15 protein-coding genes are annotated in these 18,428 nt (G+C 43.5%); 14 read left to right on the forward strand and 1 reads right to left on the reverse strand.

Going from position 1 to position 18,428, the window contains the following annotated elements; all coding sequences use genetic code 11:
• Positions 1–9: 9 nt before the first annotated feature.
• From BLU80_RS08785 to BLU80_RS08850, 14 genes are all read left to right on the forward strand, one after another.
• The gene (locus tag BLU80_RS08785; RefSeq protein ID WP_091396752.1) at positions 10–1,071 is read left to right on the forward strand and encodes a hypothetical protein; all 1,062 of its coding nucleotides are present in this window, start codon (positions 10–12) and stop codon (positions 1,069–1,071) included.
• 112 nt (positions 1,072–1,183) lie between these two features.
• Positions 1,184–2,278, forward strand: coding sequence for a glycoside hydrolase family 16 protein (locus BLU80_RS08790; protein ID WP_091396755.1), 1,095 nt, complete (start codon positions 1,184–1,186; stop codon positions 2,276–2,278).
• A 114-nt stretch (positions 2,279–2,392) separates the two neighbouring features.
• Positions 2,393–4,135 (forward strand): glycoside hydrolase family 30 protein, encoded by a 1,743-nt coding sequence (locus BLU80_RS08795; RefSeq protein WP_244518833.1) that lies wholly within the window; start codon positions 2,393–2,395, stop codon positions 4,133–4,135.
• Positions 4,136–4,521: 386 nt separating this feature from the next.
• The gene (locus tag BLU80_RS08800) at positions 4,522–5,451 is read left to right on the forward strand and encodes a DUF6624 domain-containing protein (protein ID WP_091396758.1); all 930 of its coding nucleotides are present in this window, start codon (positions 4,522–4,524) and stop codon (positions 5,449–5,451) included.
• A 553-nt stretch (positions 5,452–6,004) separates the two neighbouring features.
• Positions 6,005–7,366, forward strand: coding sequence for a 3-keto-disaccharide hydrolase (locus tag BLU80_RS08805; protein WP_091396760.1), 1,362 nt, complete (start codon positions 6,005–6,007; stop codon positions 7,364–7,366).
• 6 nt (positions 7,367–7,372) lie between these two features.
• Positions 7,373–8,713 (forward strand): Gfo/Idh/MocA family protein, encoded by a 1,341-nt coding sequence (locus tag BLU80_RS08810; protein ID WP_091396763.1) that lies wholly within the window; start codon positions 7,373–7,375, stop codon positions 8,711–8,713.
• 61 nt (positions 8,714–8,774) lie between these two features.
• Entirely contained in the window at positions 8,775–10,109 is a 1,335-nt protein-coding gene (locus BLU80_RS08815; protein ID WP_091396766.1) for a Gfo/Idh/MocA family protein, read from the forward strand.
• Positions 10,110–10,329: 220 nt separating this feature from the next.
• Complete coding sequence (galE, locus tag BLU80_RS08820) at positions 10,330–11,391, forward strand: UDP-glucose 4-epimerase GalE (protein ID WP_091396889.1); 1,062 nt, start codon at positions 10,330–10,332, stop codon at positions 11,389–11,391.
• A 68-nt stretch (positions 11,392–11,459) separates the two neighbouring features.
• Positions 11,460–12,428 (forward strand): transketolase family protein, encoded by a 969-nt coding sequence (locus tag BLU80_RS08825; RefSeq protein ID WP_091396767.1) that lies wholly within the window; start codon positions 11,460–11,462, stop codon positions 12,426–12,428.
• 104 nt (positions 12,429–12,532) lie between these two features.
• Positions 12,533–13,081, forward strand: a complete 549-nt coding sequence (locus BLU80_RS08830; RefSeq protein WP_091396770.1) for an RNA polymerase sigma factor — start codon at positions 12,533–12,535, stop codon at positions 13,079–13,081.
• Between the two features lie 43 nt (positions 13,082–13,124).
• Positions 13,125–13,916, forward strand: coding sequence for a hypothetical protein (locus BLU80_RS08835; RefSeq protein WP_091396772.1), 792 nt, complete (start codon positions 13,125–13,127; stop codon positions 13,914–13,916).
• A gap of 72 nt (positions 13,917–13,988) precedes the next feature.
• The gene (locus BLU80_RS08840; protein WP_091396775.1) at positions 13,989–14,393 is read left to right on the forward strand and encodes a hypothetical protein; all 405 of its coding nucleotides are present in this window, start codon (positions 13,989–13,991) and stop codon (positions 14,391–14,393) included.
• A gap of 398 nt (positions 14,394–14,791) precedes the next feature.
• Positions 14,792–16,150 carry a Gfo/Idh/MocA family protein gene (locus BLU80_RS08845; protein ID WP_091396777.1) on the forward strand — a complete coding sequence of 453 codons (1,359 nt, stop codon included), beginning with the start codon at positions 14,792–14,794 and terminating at the stop codon, positions 16,148–16,150.
• Positions 16,151–16,255: 105 nt separating this feature from the next.
• Positions 16,256–17,320 (forward strand): phosphotransferase enzyme family protein, encoded by a 1,065-nt coding sequence (locus BLU80_RS08850; RefSeq protein WP_091396780.1) that lies wholly within the window; start codon positions 16,256–16,258, stop codon positions 17,318–17,320.
• 357 nt (positions 17,321–17,677) lie between these two features.
• On the opposite strand, the gene BLU80_RS08860 is transcribed toward BLU80_RS08850, so the two are convergent.
• The gene (locus BLU80_RS08860) at positions 17,678–18,427 is read right to left on the reverse strand and encodes a TrmH family RNA methyltransferase (RefSeq protein ID WP_091396785.1); all 750 of its coding nucleotides are present in this window, start codon (positions 18,425–18,427) and stop codon (positions 17,678–17,680) included.
• Position 18,428 lies beyond the last annotated feature (1 nt).

Raw genomic sequence — 18,428 nt, forward strand, 5'->3', positions numbered from 1 at the left:
CTTTTATTTATGAGAAATATAATGATAACAAGGGGCTGGATTGTAAGCACTGTTTTAGCCGGATGCCTTATGGGTGGCAGCTGTTCTAAGCAAGACACGGCTTCTCTGAATGCGGGGATTCCGACGGCCAGCTTCATTTATAATGAACTGACACCCAGCAGTGCCTCGAGTGCCGATAACCTGGAGCTGATCAGCACCAGCACGGGTTCCATGAAGGCCTACTGGACGGTGCTGGATGATCAGGGGGCTAGTGTGGGCGAATATGTTGGAGACACTGTAAGACTGGCGCTGACCTTTGCCGGAGACTATACGGTTAAAATGGCTGCCGGCGGTCCTGGCGGGTTGTCTGACACTGTGCAGCAGTCCGTTCATATTGCCCAGGATAACACCTATGCTGTTGGTTCAACAACGCTTCTGGGTATTCTGTCAGGTGCAGGACTCGGCAAAAAAGAACGGACCTGGGTTCCGGACAGAGTGCTGAGTACCGTGATTGTATGGGATACCTATGCCAATGCTTTGGGACAGATCAACGGGGGCGGCGGCGCCTGGTGGGCTTTTGGCCCCGGAGAAATCGCTACTGACGGCAGCGGCAGGGATGGGTATTTTGACGATAAATTCACCTTTACATTTGGTAAAACAGGTCAGATGATCTATGATGACAACAATACAGTGTATCTGGATAACGGGGGCTCCGGCTGGACAAAAGCGCTGCCTGCACCCTGGAACAGTTTTCAGGGAACGACCTCTTCCACTGCTTTATATGACCTGGTTCCGGCCTTAAAACCCTGGGGTAGCGGCACGTTCGGATACGCCGTGTCTGCGGCACCTGCAGGGGAGATGAAACTGGGTACCATAACCATTAAAGGTAAAGGCGGACATTTTGGTCTGGCCGATAAAATCAACGGAGCGGAAGAAGTGACACCAACGGCCAGTTCGGTCACCTATGACGTGTTACAGATAGATACCGACAAGGTAGATGACAACGGCGTCCACTATGATGTACTTTCCATTGGGGTACATTATGACGCAAGTGGTGATGTATTTACCTTTATGTTGCGATCTGACCGCTAGCCTTTATCTCAGAATCCTTTAAAAAAACAACAGTCATACAAATCCTGCAAAGGATCCGGGGAGTTCTATAAGGAATTTTATGCGGGATTTGTATGTCTTTAAATAAGTTACAATGAAACGAATCAATCCAGGTTTTGTTTTTTTTGCGGCCCCCTTACTGATTTTACTCTCCTGTAGTAAAGGCAGTAGCTATCAGCCGCCGGCGACTCCAACTAACCTGTCCTATCATGTTGAGATTGTAGGTGCAACGACCGGTGATCCTGCAGGTGACGGGTCGGGGGTGGTGCATTTGAGTTTATCGGGAAAAAATGTGACTTCTTACGCGGTGTCGCTACCTACAGAAAACAAAACTTATTCACTTACTGCAGCTTCCGGTACTGTTGACATCGTATTTAGTTCCGGGGCAGGTACTACCACCAAATATCCCATAAATATCAGTGCCTACTGTAATACCGTAAAAGCAGATACGACGCTGTATGCCTCCGTATATGTAAGTAAACCTGAAACGCCGGGCACCGTTCTTGTCTGGTCAGATGAGTTTGACAGTACGGCTCTGAATACCAATGTCTGGAATTATGAAACGGGCAATCTGGGAGTCAATAATGAACTTGAATATTATACAAAAGACGCTGACAACCTGCAGGTGAAAGACGGTTATCTGCAAATTACCGCCCTGAAATCTGCCAACTATAATAACAGCGGCTGGGATTATACCTCCGCCAGAATCAATACCCAGGATAAGTTTAGCTTTACCTATGGCAAAGTGGTCATCCGGGCAAAGATCCCTGGAGACGACGGAACCTGGCCTGCACTGTGGCTATTGGGTAGTAACATTAACGCTGTTGGATGGCCTGCATGCGGAGAAATTGATCTGATGGAAGAAGGAACCGTTACCGGCTTTGAAAATATTTTATCTTCCCTGCACTGGGGAACCCTTGCATCCCCCCAAGATATGATGCAGTCCAGAAAAGTGAGCGGTTCTACAACGGATTTTCATGAATATTCAATGGACTGGCGTGCGGATCATATCGCCTTTTATTATGACGGTACCTTACTCTATAGCCAGGCCAACACCAGCAGTATGCCTTTTAATCAAAAATTCTTTTTCATTTTTAATGTGGCAGTCGGAGGTAATATGGGAGGCACGAACATTAATCTGAAATCTGGTTCCACCATGTATGTGGATTATGTAAGGGTGTATAATTAGGGATTTACTTTGTATGAATATGAAATTTATTTCCTTTTTAGTTTGTGGCCGGTTGCTTGCCTTTAAAAGAAAGGTTGATATTAAAAGCAGATGAGTGTTAAAAAAATGTACAATATGAAGCGCCTAGAAAAATACACATTGATCGTATTATGCATCAGTTTACTGTGGTGTAGTATGGCCTGTTCCAAGCATGATACGCCTTCGGGCAGCGAACGGACACCTGCCAACTTAAAGGTAAAGGTGACGGTCCAAGGATCGACTGCCCAAATGCCTGACGGGGACGGGTCAGGAGCCGTAAGCATAGAGGTGTCGGCTCAAAATGCCACGAACTATCAGGTAATCCTTCCAACAGAAAATAATAAAACCTTTACGATCAATACTCCTTCGGGAGGGCAGGCCAACTATACTTTTTCCGGCAGTCCCAATACTACGGCCACTTTCCCGGTTCAGGTAATCGCCTATAACGGATCCGCACACAAGGATACGAGCTTTTCCGTGAAGGTGTATTTTGCAGCACTTCAGTCGGATGTCGATTTCTGGCTGACAACACCGGATAAATCGGTTTTGTTCAGCAAGCAAAATACTGCATTAAATTTTGTGACGACTTCCAACAGCTATTCGACCATTACCGTAAATGACCAGAAAAAATATCAGTCTATTGATGGTTTTGGTTTTACGTTAACCGGTGGCAGCGCTGAATTAATCAACGGACTGGATGAGCAGACGAAAGATAATTTATTAAAGGAATTGTTTTTAACGGATGGTACCGGCATTGGCATCAGTTATTTAAGACTCAGTATCGGAGCTTCTGATCTGAGCAGTTCGGCCTATACCTATGACGACAGCCCCGGAGACAGTGAATTAAAAAACTTTAGTATTGACAAGGAGAAAGAGGATCTGCTGCCCCTGCTTAAAAAAATTCTCGCCCTAAACCCGGATATTAAGATCCTGGCGACGCCCTGGAGTGCCCCGGCCTGGATGAAATCCAATAATAGCCTTTATGGCGGCGGAGATCAGCCTGGTATATTATTGCCTAAGTATTTCGACGTATATGCCGATTATTTTGTAAAGTATATCCAGGCGATGAAGGCAGCCGGTGTGCCTATTGATGCCGTGACGGTTCAGAATGAACCGCTCAATTCCTACAATAACCCTTCCATGCTAATGACCGATACAGCGGAAAATGAATTCATCAAAAATTATCTTTGGCCTGCTTTTAATAAAAACGGAATTGATACAAAAATCATCGTCTATGATCACAATCTGGATCATCCTGAATATGCTAAGTACGTTTTAAGTGACCCTGATACTTACAAAATGGTAGACGGCTCCGCTTTTCATTTATATGCCGGAGATATCAGTACTATGTCTTCCATTCATGAGGCTTTCCCGGATAAGAACCTGTATTTTACGGAGCAGTATACCTCTGCTACCGGTGATTTTGGAGGAGATCTTAACTGGCATATTCAGAATCTGATAATAGGTGCCACCAAAAACTGGAGTCGCAATGTGCTGGAATGGAATCTGGCAGCAGATGCTCAGAATCAACCGCATTTGCAGGGAGGCTGCTCTGATTGTCTGGGTGCCCTCACCATCAGTGGCAACAGTGTCACGAAAAGAAATCAAAGTTATTATATCATTGCCCACGCTTCCAAGTTTGTCAGACCAGGATCCTCTCGTATTGACTGTTCTGAGGTGAGCAATCTGTTAAGTGTGGCTTTTTTGACGCCTGAGAATAAGAAGGTGCTGATTGTTTTAAATAAGGCCTCGCAGGCTCAAAGTTTCAATATTCAGTATGGGGGTAAAATGGTTACGACAGCGTTGCCTGCGGGAGCGGTAGGCTCTTTTATCTGGTAAAGCACCTGCCGGATATCCCTGCTTTTTGGGTTGATTTAATTTAATGCAGTTATTTTTCTCAGCCACACTTGGCCGCAAAAAAACAAGTGTGGCTTTTTTGCGCTCTTATTCCAACCTGCGAAGGTTGATCTGCCAACAATGCAATAAAATAGTTGGAAAACTAAAATTCAGTAGATAATAACTTTGAATGAATTGCTGAGGTGAAGCTTTTTTAGTAACTTCAAACAATTATAGTTTTTAAGAGGCAGCTATTGAGGTGCCTAAAGAATGTGAATTTGTCTATGTATACATTGCAGTGCATGTATAAATGTGTAAAATGTTTTAGCTAAAACATCAAAATAAGAAAATGACCATGGGGTAATTATTAAGACTTAATATAAGTAGCAATGTCGATTCAATCTTTTTCTCTGATTATTCTTTTACTGGCAATCAATAGTTCTTTTGGTCAGATGCATCATAGAACATGTGATTCATCGCTGTATTTAATTCCAACTCAAGTTCAAAGCGAATACAATCAGCAAAATTACCTAAAGGCGGCGAAAGCAGCCGGATGCTTTTGGGAAAGATGTAGTGAAGAAAATATCAAAAATGAGTTGGTATATATTACGGTGTATAATACGGCTTGCTGCTGGTCGCTGCTAAATGAAAAGGATTCCGCTTTCAAACAATTGAATTATGTTATTAAGGATGATTTATTTCTTCCATTGTTCAGAGAAATGCAATCTGACGATGATTTTTTGAATTTACACACTGATGAGAGATGGCATGATCTAATTAAAAAGGGGGATTCATTGTTTGGGGATTTTTCAAAAAGCATAGATAGTGGGCTCGTTAGAATCCTTGAAAAGATTAGATATAATGATCAAAAATATAGAAGTGAGGTTGTACAACTTAATCAACAAAAAGCAGATGAAAGTACAATTAAAAAGGTATGGAGGAATGCAACTATTCAAGATTCTGTTGATATGATTAAGATAGAGGAAATTATTGAAAAATATGGGTGGCCCGGTCCCCGGCTTGTGGGCTTTGATGGCAATAAAACTGTATTTTTGGTTGTTCAGCACGCCCCTTTGAAGGTGCAATTAAAATATTTGCCTGTTATGAAAAAAGCAGTACAGGATAATTTAGCATCGTCAGGTGATCTGGCATTCCTGGTGGACAGGGTGCGATTACGACAAAAAAAGAAACAATTATACGGGACTCAGCTTAATTCGGATTTTTCTAAGGCATTTCCAATTCAGGATTCTGGTACTGTAGATTGTAGAAGATTCAAAGTGGGGCTTGTTACTTTAGATCGTTATATACATAATTGGTGATTTGAAGGATCTTTTTTGATGTCCTTAGATGAATGGCTACTGGTGAAAGTGAGTTAACTACTTTTTTAATGAATGACAGGAAAAAAAATGAGGTTACTTCAAAAGGTTGAAATTTCAATGAGTTTTTCATTAGCCTCCTGCTTCATTCAAAATAGATCGATCCTGCTCATATTTTAACGGTCTTACAGGACAAATTGTAATTTGGCCTGTAAGACCGTTAAAATATGAGACAAATAAGCCAATTTATGATAGAATTTGTAGAATGGTACATTAAAATTAACCTTACCTTTAAGTCTCCCTTAGGTAAGCTACTGGGTTGGAACTACCGATTTGTGGGGATGCAGTCTTACAGCAGGTTTAAAAACAGCAATTTTAACAGCCTCCCGCGGACGGTTTAAGCTTAGATCAAAAAAGAACAGACGCGGCTCGTCTTTGCGTAAAAAACGAACGTAAGTATGGAAAGTGGCGTGCGGGAATAATTTTTAGACGGAGCGCTCTGTGGACGAGGTAAATAAGCAAGATAAATTTTACACCATCAAAAAATAAAAAGGATATGAAAACGATTTTATTTGGATTGGCGCTTTTGACCACTGTCGGCTGCTCGGCTGGCGAGCAAAAGACAAAGGAACCATGGGAGCCCCTGTTTAATGGAAAGGATTTATCCGGCTGGACCCAAAAGGGGGGCAAAGCTGAATTCCAGGTCAAGGACGGCATGGTTGTGGGAACTACGGTCCATCATACGCCTAATTCCTTTATTTGTACCGATAAGGATTACGGGGATTTTATTCTGGAACTGGATTATAAGGTGGATCCGTCCATGAATTCCGGTATTCAAATCAGAAGCCATAGCACGGCGGTATACCAAAACGGGAGAGTACACGGCTATCAGGTGGAGATAGATCCTTCTGATCGCGCCTGGAGTGCTGGTATATATGAAGAGGCACAGCGCGGATGGCTGGTTCCTTTAACCGATAATCCAACTGCAGGACATGCTTTTAAACAAAATGACTGGAACCATTACCGCATTGAGGCGATAGGCGATACGATCAAAACCTGGATAAACGGAGTGGCGGCATCTAATCTGATTGATGATAAATCTCCAAACGGATTCATAGCCTTGCAGGTGCACCAGATTGGAGATAAAGATTCCGCAGGTAGACAGATTATGTGGAAAAACGTACGCATTATCACTAAAGACGTGGCTAAGTATAGTACGGCTACAACCGCAAAACCGACTTATACCAAAAATACCCTGACTGCAGAAGAAGCGAAAAATGGCTGGAAACTGCTCTGGGACGGTAAAACGACCAACGGATGGAAAGGCGCTAAACTGGATCATTTTCCTGATAAAGGCTGGACTATCGATAATGGAGAACTTATCGTCAATGCGGCCGATGGGAAGGAATCTGCTGATGGCGGCGATATTATAACGGATGACCAATACGGAGATTTTGAACTCAGAGTTGATTTTAAACTGACTAAAGGAGCCAACAGTGGCGTTAAATATTATGTGGATCCTGAGCTCAATAAAGGATCAGGTTCCGCCATTGGCCTGGAATACCAGATTCTGGATGATGAAAACCACCCCGATGCCAAACTGGGTGCTCAGCCGGGCAGTAGAACGGTCTGTTCTTTATACGATATGATCCGGGCCAACCCCGACAAGCCCATTAATCCGGTCGGTGAGTGGAATACAGCTTATATCGTCAGTAAAAATAATCATGTGGAACACTGGCTTAACGGAGTTAAAGTGCTGGAATATGAAAGAGGCAGCAAAGAATTTGAACGTCTGGTCAAAGAAAGTAAATATAAGGTATGGCCAAACTTTGGACTGGCTAAAAGAGGGTATATCCTCTTACAGGACCATGGAAACAAAGTCTATTTCAGAAACATCAAAATCAAAGCCTTAAATTAAATCCTTATGACAACCAGAAGAGATTTTATCACGAAGACCGTTTTAAGCAGTGCCGGACTTATGCTGGGAAAATCAGTGATGAGTATGTCTGCCCGAAGTTATAACCGAATTATCGGTGCTAACGACCGTATTCATGTAGCCCTGGCCGGGCTTGGCAGAAGGGTAGGCGCTTATTACGACCCCATGGGTAAGAAGGAAGCAAATGTAGAAGTGGTCTATTTGTGTGATGTCATGAAAAGCCAAAGGGAGCGCTGTCTTAAAGAAATATCTAAACATATCAGCAATACGCCGACGCTGGAAAATGACATCAGAAAAGTACTGGCAGACAAAAATGTAGATGTCCTGGTCAATGCTACCCCCGATCACTGGCATACCCCGGGCTCTATCCTGGCCATGCAGGCCGGTAAAAATGTCTATGTAGAAAAACCTTGCAGCCACGATATGCAGGAAAATGAGTGGCTGGTGCAGGCAGCCAAAAAGTACAAAAAAATCGTTCAGATGGGTAACCAGCAAAGATCCTCTGCACACACGATTGATATTATTGACCAGATCCATAAGGGTGTTATAGGAACGGCTTATAAGGCTGTTGCCTTCTATTCCAATGCAAGGGGTGAAGTGCCTAAGCAGAAAGCGGCACAGCCGCCGGCAGGGCTGGACTGGGAGCTCTGGCAGGGGCCTGCCGTAAGAAGAGACTACACGGATAATACCTGGGATTATAACTGGCATTGGTATGGTTGGAATTATGGTACGGCAGAGGCCGGCAATAACGCCACCCATGAACTGGACGTAGCGCGCTGGGCCCTGGGAGTGGATTATCCTGAGTTTGCCGAAGTGGAAGGGGCTAAAAGACATTTCCTGAATGATGGCTGGGAAATGTATGATACCATCTTATCCACTTTCCGGTTTCCGGACAATAAGATTATTCAGTGGGATGGCAAGAGCCGTAACGGTTATAATACTTATGGTTCTGACAGAGGTACCATTATATTTGGTTCTGAAGGGACAGTGTATGTAGACAGAAATAAATACCGCCTGATGGACCGTTCCGGTAAACTCATCAAGAATTTTGACAGCAACTCCCATGAAGCGGGTAATACACTGGGCGGCGGCGGAGATACCACTACCGGTCATATGATTAATTTCTTAAACACCATCCGGGGCAAAGACTCCTTACATGCACCTATTGCCGATGCGTCTATTTCTATGGCCATGGTACATTATACCAATATGGCCTTCAGAACAAACAAAGGCTTTGCCGTAGATCCTACAACCGGTCATGTAAAGGATCCTGAGGTTCAAAAGCTATGGGGCAGACAGTATGCCAGCGGCTGGCAACCGAAGCTGTAAACGGCCTCGGACAGTAATCGCTTTGTTACCAGATTAGGACACTTTAAAAGAAAAAGATATCATGACAAATCATAGCAGACGAACATTTATAAAGAATGGATCCCTTTTGGCGGCTGGTGCCGGTGTGGCGGCGCTTATGCCAGGTGGTCTGATGGCTGCGCGCAGGAAAATAGCGGCCTCCGATAAGATTCGGGTAGCGGCCATTGGCGTTAACGGAATGGGTTTTTCTGATTTAAATTCCATTCTTAAAAATCCGGATGTCGAGGTCAAAAGTATTGTGGATGTGGATGAGCGGGTCTTATCCAAAAGAGCCTCGGAGCTGGCAGCTCAGGGTCATAAAGTGACGACACTGACGGATTATAGAAAAGTACTGGAGGATAAAGATATTGACGCGGTGATTATCGGCACTCCGGATCACTGGCACGCAAAAATGATGGTGGATGCCTCCTCGGCTGGTAAACATATTTATTGTGAAAAACCAACCGGTCACAGTATTGCAGAGTGTCAGGCAATGATGGCTGCGCAAAAAAGGTATGGTAATGTGGTACAGGTCGGGCAGTGGCAACGCTCGCAAAAGCATTTTCAGGATGCGGTGGATTTTGTCCATTCCGGCAAACTGGGCAAGGTAAGGCTTGTGAAAACCTGGGCTTATATTGGGTGGAAGGATTCCATTCCAGTGGAACCGGACAGTCCCGTACCTCCCGGAGTCCATTATGACCAGTGGCTGGGGCCTGCTACCAAACGCCCTTTTAATATTAACCGTTTTCATTTTAGCTTTCGTTGGTTTTACGATTATGCCGGTGGCCTGATGACCGACTGGGGGGTGCATATGATTGATTACGCCATGTTAGGCATGAAGGCCAAAGACCGCTTTCCCCTGGCTATTTCTGCCATTGGCGGCAAGACCGGGTACCCTGATGATGCCCAGCAGTGGCCCGATACGATGAGTGCGATTTATGATTTCGGGGATTTTAATATGGTCTGGGAACAGGCCATGGGCATCGGAGGTGGCCCTTATGGCAGAGGTCATGGGGTAGCTTTTATCGGCAATAACGGCACCCTGGTGCTGGATAGAAGCGGCTGGGAAGTGATTGCAGAAAAAAAGAGCAAAGGGCCGCTGATGGAAGCAGTGCCTATGCAAAAGTCAGTGGATAACGGACTGGACCTGCATACCAAAAACTTTGTGGAGGTTATTAAGTCTAGGAACCTGGCGGATTTAAAAACGCCGATTCAGGATGGTTGCCAGGTAGCCATGAACTGCTGTATGGGTAATATTGCCCAACGGGTCAGTAAAACCATTCATTGGGACAGTAAAGCCCTTCAGTTTACGGATAAAGAAAGTAATGGGTATCTGAAAAGTGAATATCATAACGGCATCAGTTTTCCAAAAGTATAAGTCGGTATGTACCATACTAATGAATAAAAGACAGCATTTGCTGTCTTTTATTTTGGGGGTAGGGCAGAGGGCTTACAGGTCTATAGCTGCCGGCCTGTCAAATAAGGAAAAAGGTCTATTGCTGATGGAATTTAAATCGTTTGCGCAGTTTAGGCCGATAAGCGAACGGATAATTGTAAAAACTGGGTTATTTTTACGGCTCAAATTAAAAAACTGGCATATGGCAAAAAAGAAGATTCTGGTTACAGGCGGATGCGGATATATTGGTGCTCACACAGTAGTCGACCTGATGGACAATGATTTTGAAGTGATTTCCATTGATGATAACTCAAAATCTACCACCTTGTTACTGGATGGTATTGAAAGGATTACAGGTAAAACGCTTAAAAACTATAAGGTGGATCTTAAAAACTGGCAGGATACCCGCGCCGTTTTTCAGGAGAATCCTGATATCGAAGGAGTGATACATTTTGCAGCTTATAAAGCTGTAGGTGAATCCGTTAGTCAGCCACTGGAGTATTATGAAAATAACCTGGAATCGCTGATAAACGTGCTAAAATGTGTTGCTGAATTTAAAGTGGCGCAGTTCGTATTTTCTTCATCCTGTACCGTTTATGGCAGCCCGGACAGCATGCCGGTTACAGAAGCCTCGCCCATCAAGGACGCCGAATCTCCTTATGGAGCCACCAAGCAAATGGGAGAGCGGATTATTCAGGATTTTGCCAAAGTTCATGACACAAAGACGATATTACTCAGATATTTTAATCCTGTCGGAGCCCATCCGTCTATTGAAATCGGAGAAATTCCACTGGGTAAACCGCAGAACCTGGTGCCTGCCATTACACAGACAGCCATCGGTAAATTACCGCAAATGACCGTGTTCGGCGCAAACTACGATACAAGAGACGGTAGCTGCCTGCGTGATTTTATCCATGTTTCCGATATCGCCCATGCCCATACACTGGCCCTGAATTACCTGTTGGAAGGTAAAAATCAATCGCTTTGTGATGTATTTAATCTAGGCACAGGTAACGGTGTAACGGTGCTGGAAGCCATTAAGGCTTTTGAAAAAGTGAGTGGAGAGAAGCTTAATTATGTTGTCGGACCTAACCGCCCGGGAGATATTGTCGCTATTTATGCCAATAACCAGCATGCCGTTGACAGCCTGAAATGGGATATCCGATATGATCTGGATGAAATGATGCGTACGGCCTGGGCCTGGGAAAAGAAAATGGCGGTAGACGGCGGGTATACCAATCAGCAGAAATCTGTATTAAATTAAAAATAAATCAATGTATTTGTTTATCTTGCAGCTTATCTCATTTTAAACAAAATTATTAAAAACGTATTATGCAATTAGAGGATATCAAGCTTCAAAACGAAAAAGAAACCCGTGCGGGATTTGGAGACGGCATCTATGAGATCGCAAAAGAGAATAAAGATGTTGTCGTATTGACAGCAGATCTGGCCGGTTCCTTCAAATTAGGCCCCTTTATTAAAGAATTTTCTGACCGCTATTATGAAATGGGGATCGCAGAGGCCAATATGATGGGTACTGCAGCTGGTCTGACCATCGGCGGAAAGATTCCATATACCACCACCTTTGCGAACTTCAGCACAGGACGTGTTTATGACCAGATTCGTCAAAGTATCGCCTATAGCGGTAAAAATGTAAAGATCTGTGCGAGCCATGCAGGTTTAACCCTGGGTGAGGATGGTGCAACGCACCAGATTCTGGAGGATATCGGCATGATGAAAATGCTGCCGGGCATGACGGTGATCAATCCTTGTGATTATAACCAGACCAAGGCGGCTACCAAGGCTATCGCCAGCCATAACGGTCCGGTTTATCTGCGTTTCCACCGTCCAAAATGGGCAAACTTTACTGCCGAAGACGGCAGTGATTTTGTGATTGGCAAAGCACAGCTGATGGCTGAAGGTGCTGATGTCTCTTTATTTGCCTGCGGACACCTGGTTTGGTACGCGATTGAAGCCGCCCGCGCATTAAAAGAAAAAGGAATCAGTGCAGAAGTTATTAATTTACATACCATTAAGCCACTTGACGAAGAAGCAGTTATCCGTTCCATCAATAAAACAGGTTGTGCGGTAACTTGTGAAGAACATAATATCTGGGGTGGCCTGGGTGAATCCGTTGCACATGTGGCAGCTCAGCATAACCCGGTACCTATTGAGTTTATCGGCACCAAAGATACCTTTGGAGAAAGTGGTAAACCAGTTGATTTATTAGATAAATACGGATTGACACCTCGCTTTATCGTAGCAGCCGCTGAAAAAGCCGTTGCACGTAAAAAAGCTTAAAGTGTGAACCATTTACAGAAAAAAATAGGAACCTGCTTGGATTAAGGCAGGTTTTCCTATTTTTACCGGAGTTTTGAATTTAAGGACATTAGCCGCATTAATCTATGATTTTAGACGACCAGGAGCTTCTACGGCTTTTCCGGGAAGAAAAAACCCGAGAAAAAGCATTTACTGATATTATTAAAAAGTATCAGGAAAAACTCTATTGGCATATTCGCAGAATGGTAGTCAGCCATGAAGACGCCAATGATGTTTTGCAAAATGTATTTATCAAAGTCTGGAAAGCACTGGAAGGGTTCCGTGAAGATAGCCAGCTTTATACCTGGCTTTACCGGATTGCTACAAATGAATCCCTGACTTTTCTAGAACAACAGAAAAGAAAAAGTTCCGTCAGTTTTGATGACGTAGAAAGCGGACTTTCCAATAAAATCAAGGCGGATGACGGTTTTGATGCGAAAAAATTGGAATGGAAATTGCAGTTGGCAATTCAGCAACTACCAGAGAAACAAAGACTTGTATTTAATTTACGTTATTATGATGAGATGCCCTACGAGCAAATGAGCCGGGTGCTGGATACCAGCGAAGGCGCATTAAAGGCCAGTTATCACCATGCGGCCAAAAAAATAGAGGAATTTATCAGAAATAATGATTAAACGAAAGGCTTCTCAGCCTGTCGAATGATAAGTTAATACTAAAATGGAAAAGAATTTGAGATATACTGGCCCCGAAGGTACCCCTTTACTGGAGACCATCAACAAAATGGAACGGCTCTATCAAGTGCCGGTTGCCTATTTTGAAGGGTTGGCAGAGGAAATCATGACTAAAATCAGACTGGGTAATCTGTCCGGACATCTGGGTTTTCAGGTGCCGGAAGGGTATTTTGCCGGACTGGCGGATCAGATTATGCACCGGATTTTAAGCGAGCAACATACGGACGCCGGTGGCAGGCAGTCCCTGAATTCCTTTCAGAATGCCGCTGTAGCCTCAGAACTAAATGAAATTGCGCCTTTTTTATTACAAATTGGTAATCAGAATGTTTATAGGGTTCCAGCCGGGTATTTTGAAAGATTAAGTCCACTGGGTTATAAAGAACAGGACCTACAGATACAGACTACTGCAGATGCTCAGGGTGGAAAAGTAATTGCGCTGACGCCCAGAAAGCGTATCTGGCGCACCGCAGTAGCAGCTGCTGCTGTGGTAGTGGTATTGTTTAGCGGACAACGGTTTTTTACCAATCACCATGATGCTAAGGTACTTCCGGTAAGCAATAATCAATTTGCCTCCAAGATTTCTACAAATAATGACAGTTTTGCAGCAGGACTTTCTGAATTGTCTGATGAAGAAATTATGGGGTATTTAAGTACACCGGATCCTGCACAAAAAGATTCTATGAGTCAGCAAGCTGATGAGGAAACGCAAAAAGCAATCAGTAACATGACAAATGAGGAATTGGAGAATTATTTGGACAGAACGCCGGCTACTTATTAAGGTAAATTATAATATATTATCGTTTATATCTTAAATTTTTTGATTTTTTGGGGTATAAAAAATGAAAGAGGAATGAAAAAAATTATATTTTTTTTAGGGATTTTGTTTTTTCATAGTTATATTTGCCTTGCACAGACTAACGGATCCCGAAACGGCGACAAAGTTGAGAAGGTAAAAATTGCTTTTTTTACCCAACAGCTTAATTTAACTGCATCAGAATCTAAAGAGTTTTGGCCTGTATATAACAGTTATTTTTTAAAATTAAAAAATGCATGGCATTCTAATATAGGTAACCGTCCGGCTTTTGATGAGAAGGCTTCTGCTTTAAAGGATCAGTACAGAGATAATTTTGTCCACATACTTCATTCCCATGAAAGAGCGGAGGATGTTTTTAAGGCAGAAAAAGCGTATCGGAAAATGCTGAAAGAGGAACTCAAAAACAGAAAACAACAACCACCGGCTAAGACTAAAAATTAATAAGCAAAAGGTCCAAGCCGAAAGAACTTTAAAACTGACATACAACAACTGAACCCGGAAAACACAAAGCAATTCACATCAGCGCTCGGGTGCAATTCTTTGAATATTTGTAAAAAGAACTTGTATATAACTGTTTTACATCAGTTTTTAAAAAGATTAAAATTATATACCTTATTATAAGTGCGTAAAATCAACACGTTTTAGCGTACTTCAACTTTTAGGTGTTTTTCATAGGTTAGCAACAGCCGCTCGTTTCTACGTATGGCTGTTTTTTTTTGTGTATAGGTGAGATCGTTGACGTTAACAGAATCAAAACTAGGGCAAACGATTGTGTGTTCATTTGCCAAAAAAAATGCGCATCTTTAACTTTCACTTTATTAACGAGCAAAATTTAGCAAATGAACACAACCAGAAGAGACTTTGTGAAGGCTGTCGCTGTGACAACTGCCGGAGCTGCCGTATTACCGGGTCATTTATTTGCCCGACCTAAAAAAGCGAATGAGAAAGTAAGGTTGGCCTTTATTGGTGTCGGACTAAGAGGGGAGAGTCATGTGGCGCTCGCCTGTAACAGGGACGATGTAGAAATTGTTGCCTTATCTGATATTAACAGTCAGATGATGGACCGGGCTAAGGGCATTATCAAAAAAGCTGGCAGAGCCATGCCTCAGATTATATTGGGGGACAATACGGCTTATAAAAAAGTATTTGAAATAAAGGATCTGGACGGTGTTATTATTGCAACGCCCTGGGAATGGCATTGCCCGATGATTCTGGATGCCATCGCTGCCGGAATTAAATATGTCGGAACCGAAGTAATGCTGGGTATCACGCTGGAAGATCATTGGAAGGTCGTCAGAGCAGCAGAGGCCAGTGGTGCTCATGTAATGATGCTGGAAAATGTCTGTTACCGCAGAGATGTAATGGCCGTCATGAATATGGTGCGTCAGAATGTTTTTGGTGAACTCGTGCATTTGCAAGGCGGATATCAGCATAATCTGCGCTCTGTACTGTTTACAAAAGATAAACAAAGCGGCGATTATATATTCGGGGAAAAAGCATTTTCTGAAGCGCAGTGGCGCACAGCACACTCTGTGCACCGAAACGGCGATTTATATCCCACCCACGGTATCGGGCCCTGTGCCATGATGGTTGATATTAACCGGGGTAACCGTTTTCTGTCTTTATCCAGCTTTGATTCCAAGGCCAGAGGGCTGCATAAATATACCGCCGATGTGAACGGTGAACACGGGACAGGTACCAATGTTCGTTTTAAATGCGGTGATATGATTACCACCAATATAAAATGTGCGAACGGGGAGACCATCTTATTGCAGCATGATACCTTTGTGGCCAGACCTTATTCCCTTGGTTTCCGGGTGCAGGGAACAGAAGGACTCTGGATGGATGTAAGTAATACCATTTATGTGAACGGGGTATCTCCTAATTATGATAGCTGGGATAAAGCAGATAGCTGGCTTGCAAAATATGATCATCCACTCTGGAAAAAATATGGGGAAGATTCCAAAGGAGCCGGTCATGGCGGTATGGACTTTTTCGTCATCCACGCCTTTGTGGAAGCTATAAAAAGAGCGGCACCGACACCTTTGGATGTTTATGATGCAGCGGCCTGGAGTGCTATTACGCCACTGAGCGAACGTTCCATTGAACTGGGTAATCAGACCGTGGAATTCCCTGATTTTACCGGTGGGAAATGGATGCTGCGTAAACAGGATTTTGCTTTAGATGACAGTTATTAATCTGGCGCCGCAATACAATGTAAAAAAATATTAATTATCGGTTGTCAACCTGTTTGCATGAACCCGTGTGAGCGACCGACATACAAAATACAGAATTAAAACCCAATGATAGAATCATCGGTAAAGGAGGCATTTAATTTTCCGGAGCCTTTAGAGATGGAAAAACTCTCTACTGGTCTTATTAATCATACCTATAAAACCACTTTCCCGGACGGGCAGGTGTTTTTATTACAAAGTATCAATACCAAGGTATTTGATGACCCGGATAAATTGCAACGCAATTATCTGAAAATCCAGCGCCATTTTCTGCAGGAAAATGCATACCGGTTACCCGGTATATTAAAAACCCATGATGGAGGCCTATTATTTAAAGGACCGGATCATGTCTGGAGATGTTTTGAATATATTCTGGATACATACAGTCCGGTAGTGTCTTCCACTCCGGATCAGGCTTACCTGGTATCCGCCTGTTTTGGGAATTTCTCCGCAAAATTGGATAATATGGATCCCTTAAATATCCAGACCGTACTGCCCGGGTTTCATGATCTGGGGCTACGTTTTATTCAATTTACCGATGCGCTGGCCGGAGCGTCAGATACCCGAAAAAAGGCGGCTGCTGATTTGATTAAAAAAGCGGCTGATCATGAGGCGTTAGTCGGATTTTTCGCAAAAGTTCAGTCCAGTCCAAGGTTGTTTCCGCTGCATATCCTGCATCATGACTGCAAGATCGCCAATATCCTCTTTAAAAACGAAGATGATAAGATTTATTGCCCCATTGATCTGGATACCACCCAGCCGGGGTTGTTTATTTCGGATATAGGAGATATGATACGCTCCATGGTACCCAATTTGCCGGAAGATCACCAGGATGTGAAAGACCTGGATATTCGGGGAGACTTTTATGAGGCCATTAAGGCCGGTTATCTGGAATCCATGCATGCCTATTTAAGTAGTGAGGAACTGGCTCAAATAGATATGTCCGGTAAACTGATCGTGTATATGCAGGCGCTGCGGTTTTTGACAGACTATCTGAATGACGATATCTATTATCAGATCAGTTATAGCGAGCAGAATCTGGACCGGGCAGCTAACCAGTTTAGGTTGCTGGAGCTCATCATAGATTATGTTGAAGGACAAAGTCAACGGGCAAAAATCTACGTCCCGGGTTAAGCGGTCGTAGCCAATATCTGCCAGTCGCTTCAAACTTTTCCGGACGAACAAGGTCTAAGAAAAGTACAATAAAGTATTGAAAAGAGGGGATAGGAATTATCCTTTATTATACATTTTTTTTGTTTAATGAGAGCGGAGGTCCGTGCCTGTTTAGGTTCGGGCCTTTTTTTTGCATTTTTAGTAAATGAGCAATGATTATTTTTTATTTGACCAGGAACTGACGGGAAAATTAATGACATACTTTTACTGCCACCACAAAACAGTACCCGACAGCTTTGGAAAAAGGTCAGGCAGACTCCCTGGATGTAGAATTACTACAAATAGAGATAAACAATCAGCCGGCCGGATGTTACCGGATTATTTTTGAAAAGAGGGAATTTTAAAATGTCCCAGTAATACGGCGGTTGCCATGGCGGCGTTGAGCGACTCCGCTTTGCCAAAGGCCGGTATTTTAACCGCCTGGGTGACAAAAGGCAGGATTTCCTGGCGGATACCTTTGGATTCATTGCCGATGACAATAATCCCTTCCTTCACTGGCACGCTGATGGGAAAGCTGCCTAACGGTTCTCCCGATAACAAAGCGCCATATACGGTAAGGGGATTGTTGGCTAGGTAAGCCTCCAGGGGGGCATAATAAACGGATGTTCTGAAAATACTACCCATAGTAGATTGGACTACCTTGGGATTATAGATATCTGCCGAGTCCGGAGAAGCTACTATCCGGTCTACTCCGAACCAATCTGCCATACGGATGATCGTTCCCATATTACCCGGATCACGAATGCCGTCCAGCGCCAGTATAAAGGATCCTACGGCCGGACGGGGCGGGTTTTTGTGTTCAGCCATCTGAGCGATTGCCAGAATCTCATTAGCGGTGCTCAGGTGGCTGGCTTTTGCCAGATGCTGTTCATCAATCAACTCAATAGGGGCCTTGGGAAAAGTTTTGAGCCATTTTTGTTGGGTTGTCCATACCTTTTGGACTGTAAAGGGACTCTCTAAAAGTTCCTGCACCATCTTCGGGCCTTCTACAATAAATAGCTTTTCTTTGTCCCTGGCTTTTTTATGGTATAAACTTTGGATATATTTGAGTTCATTTTTACTGATCATT

Source organism: Arachidicoccus rhizosphaerae (assembly GCF_900107765.1).
In the GTDB taxonomy this organism is placed as follows: domain Bacteria; phylum Bacteroidota; class Bacteroidia; order Chitinophagales; family Chitinophagaceae; genus Arachidicoccus; species Arachidicoccus rhizosphaerae.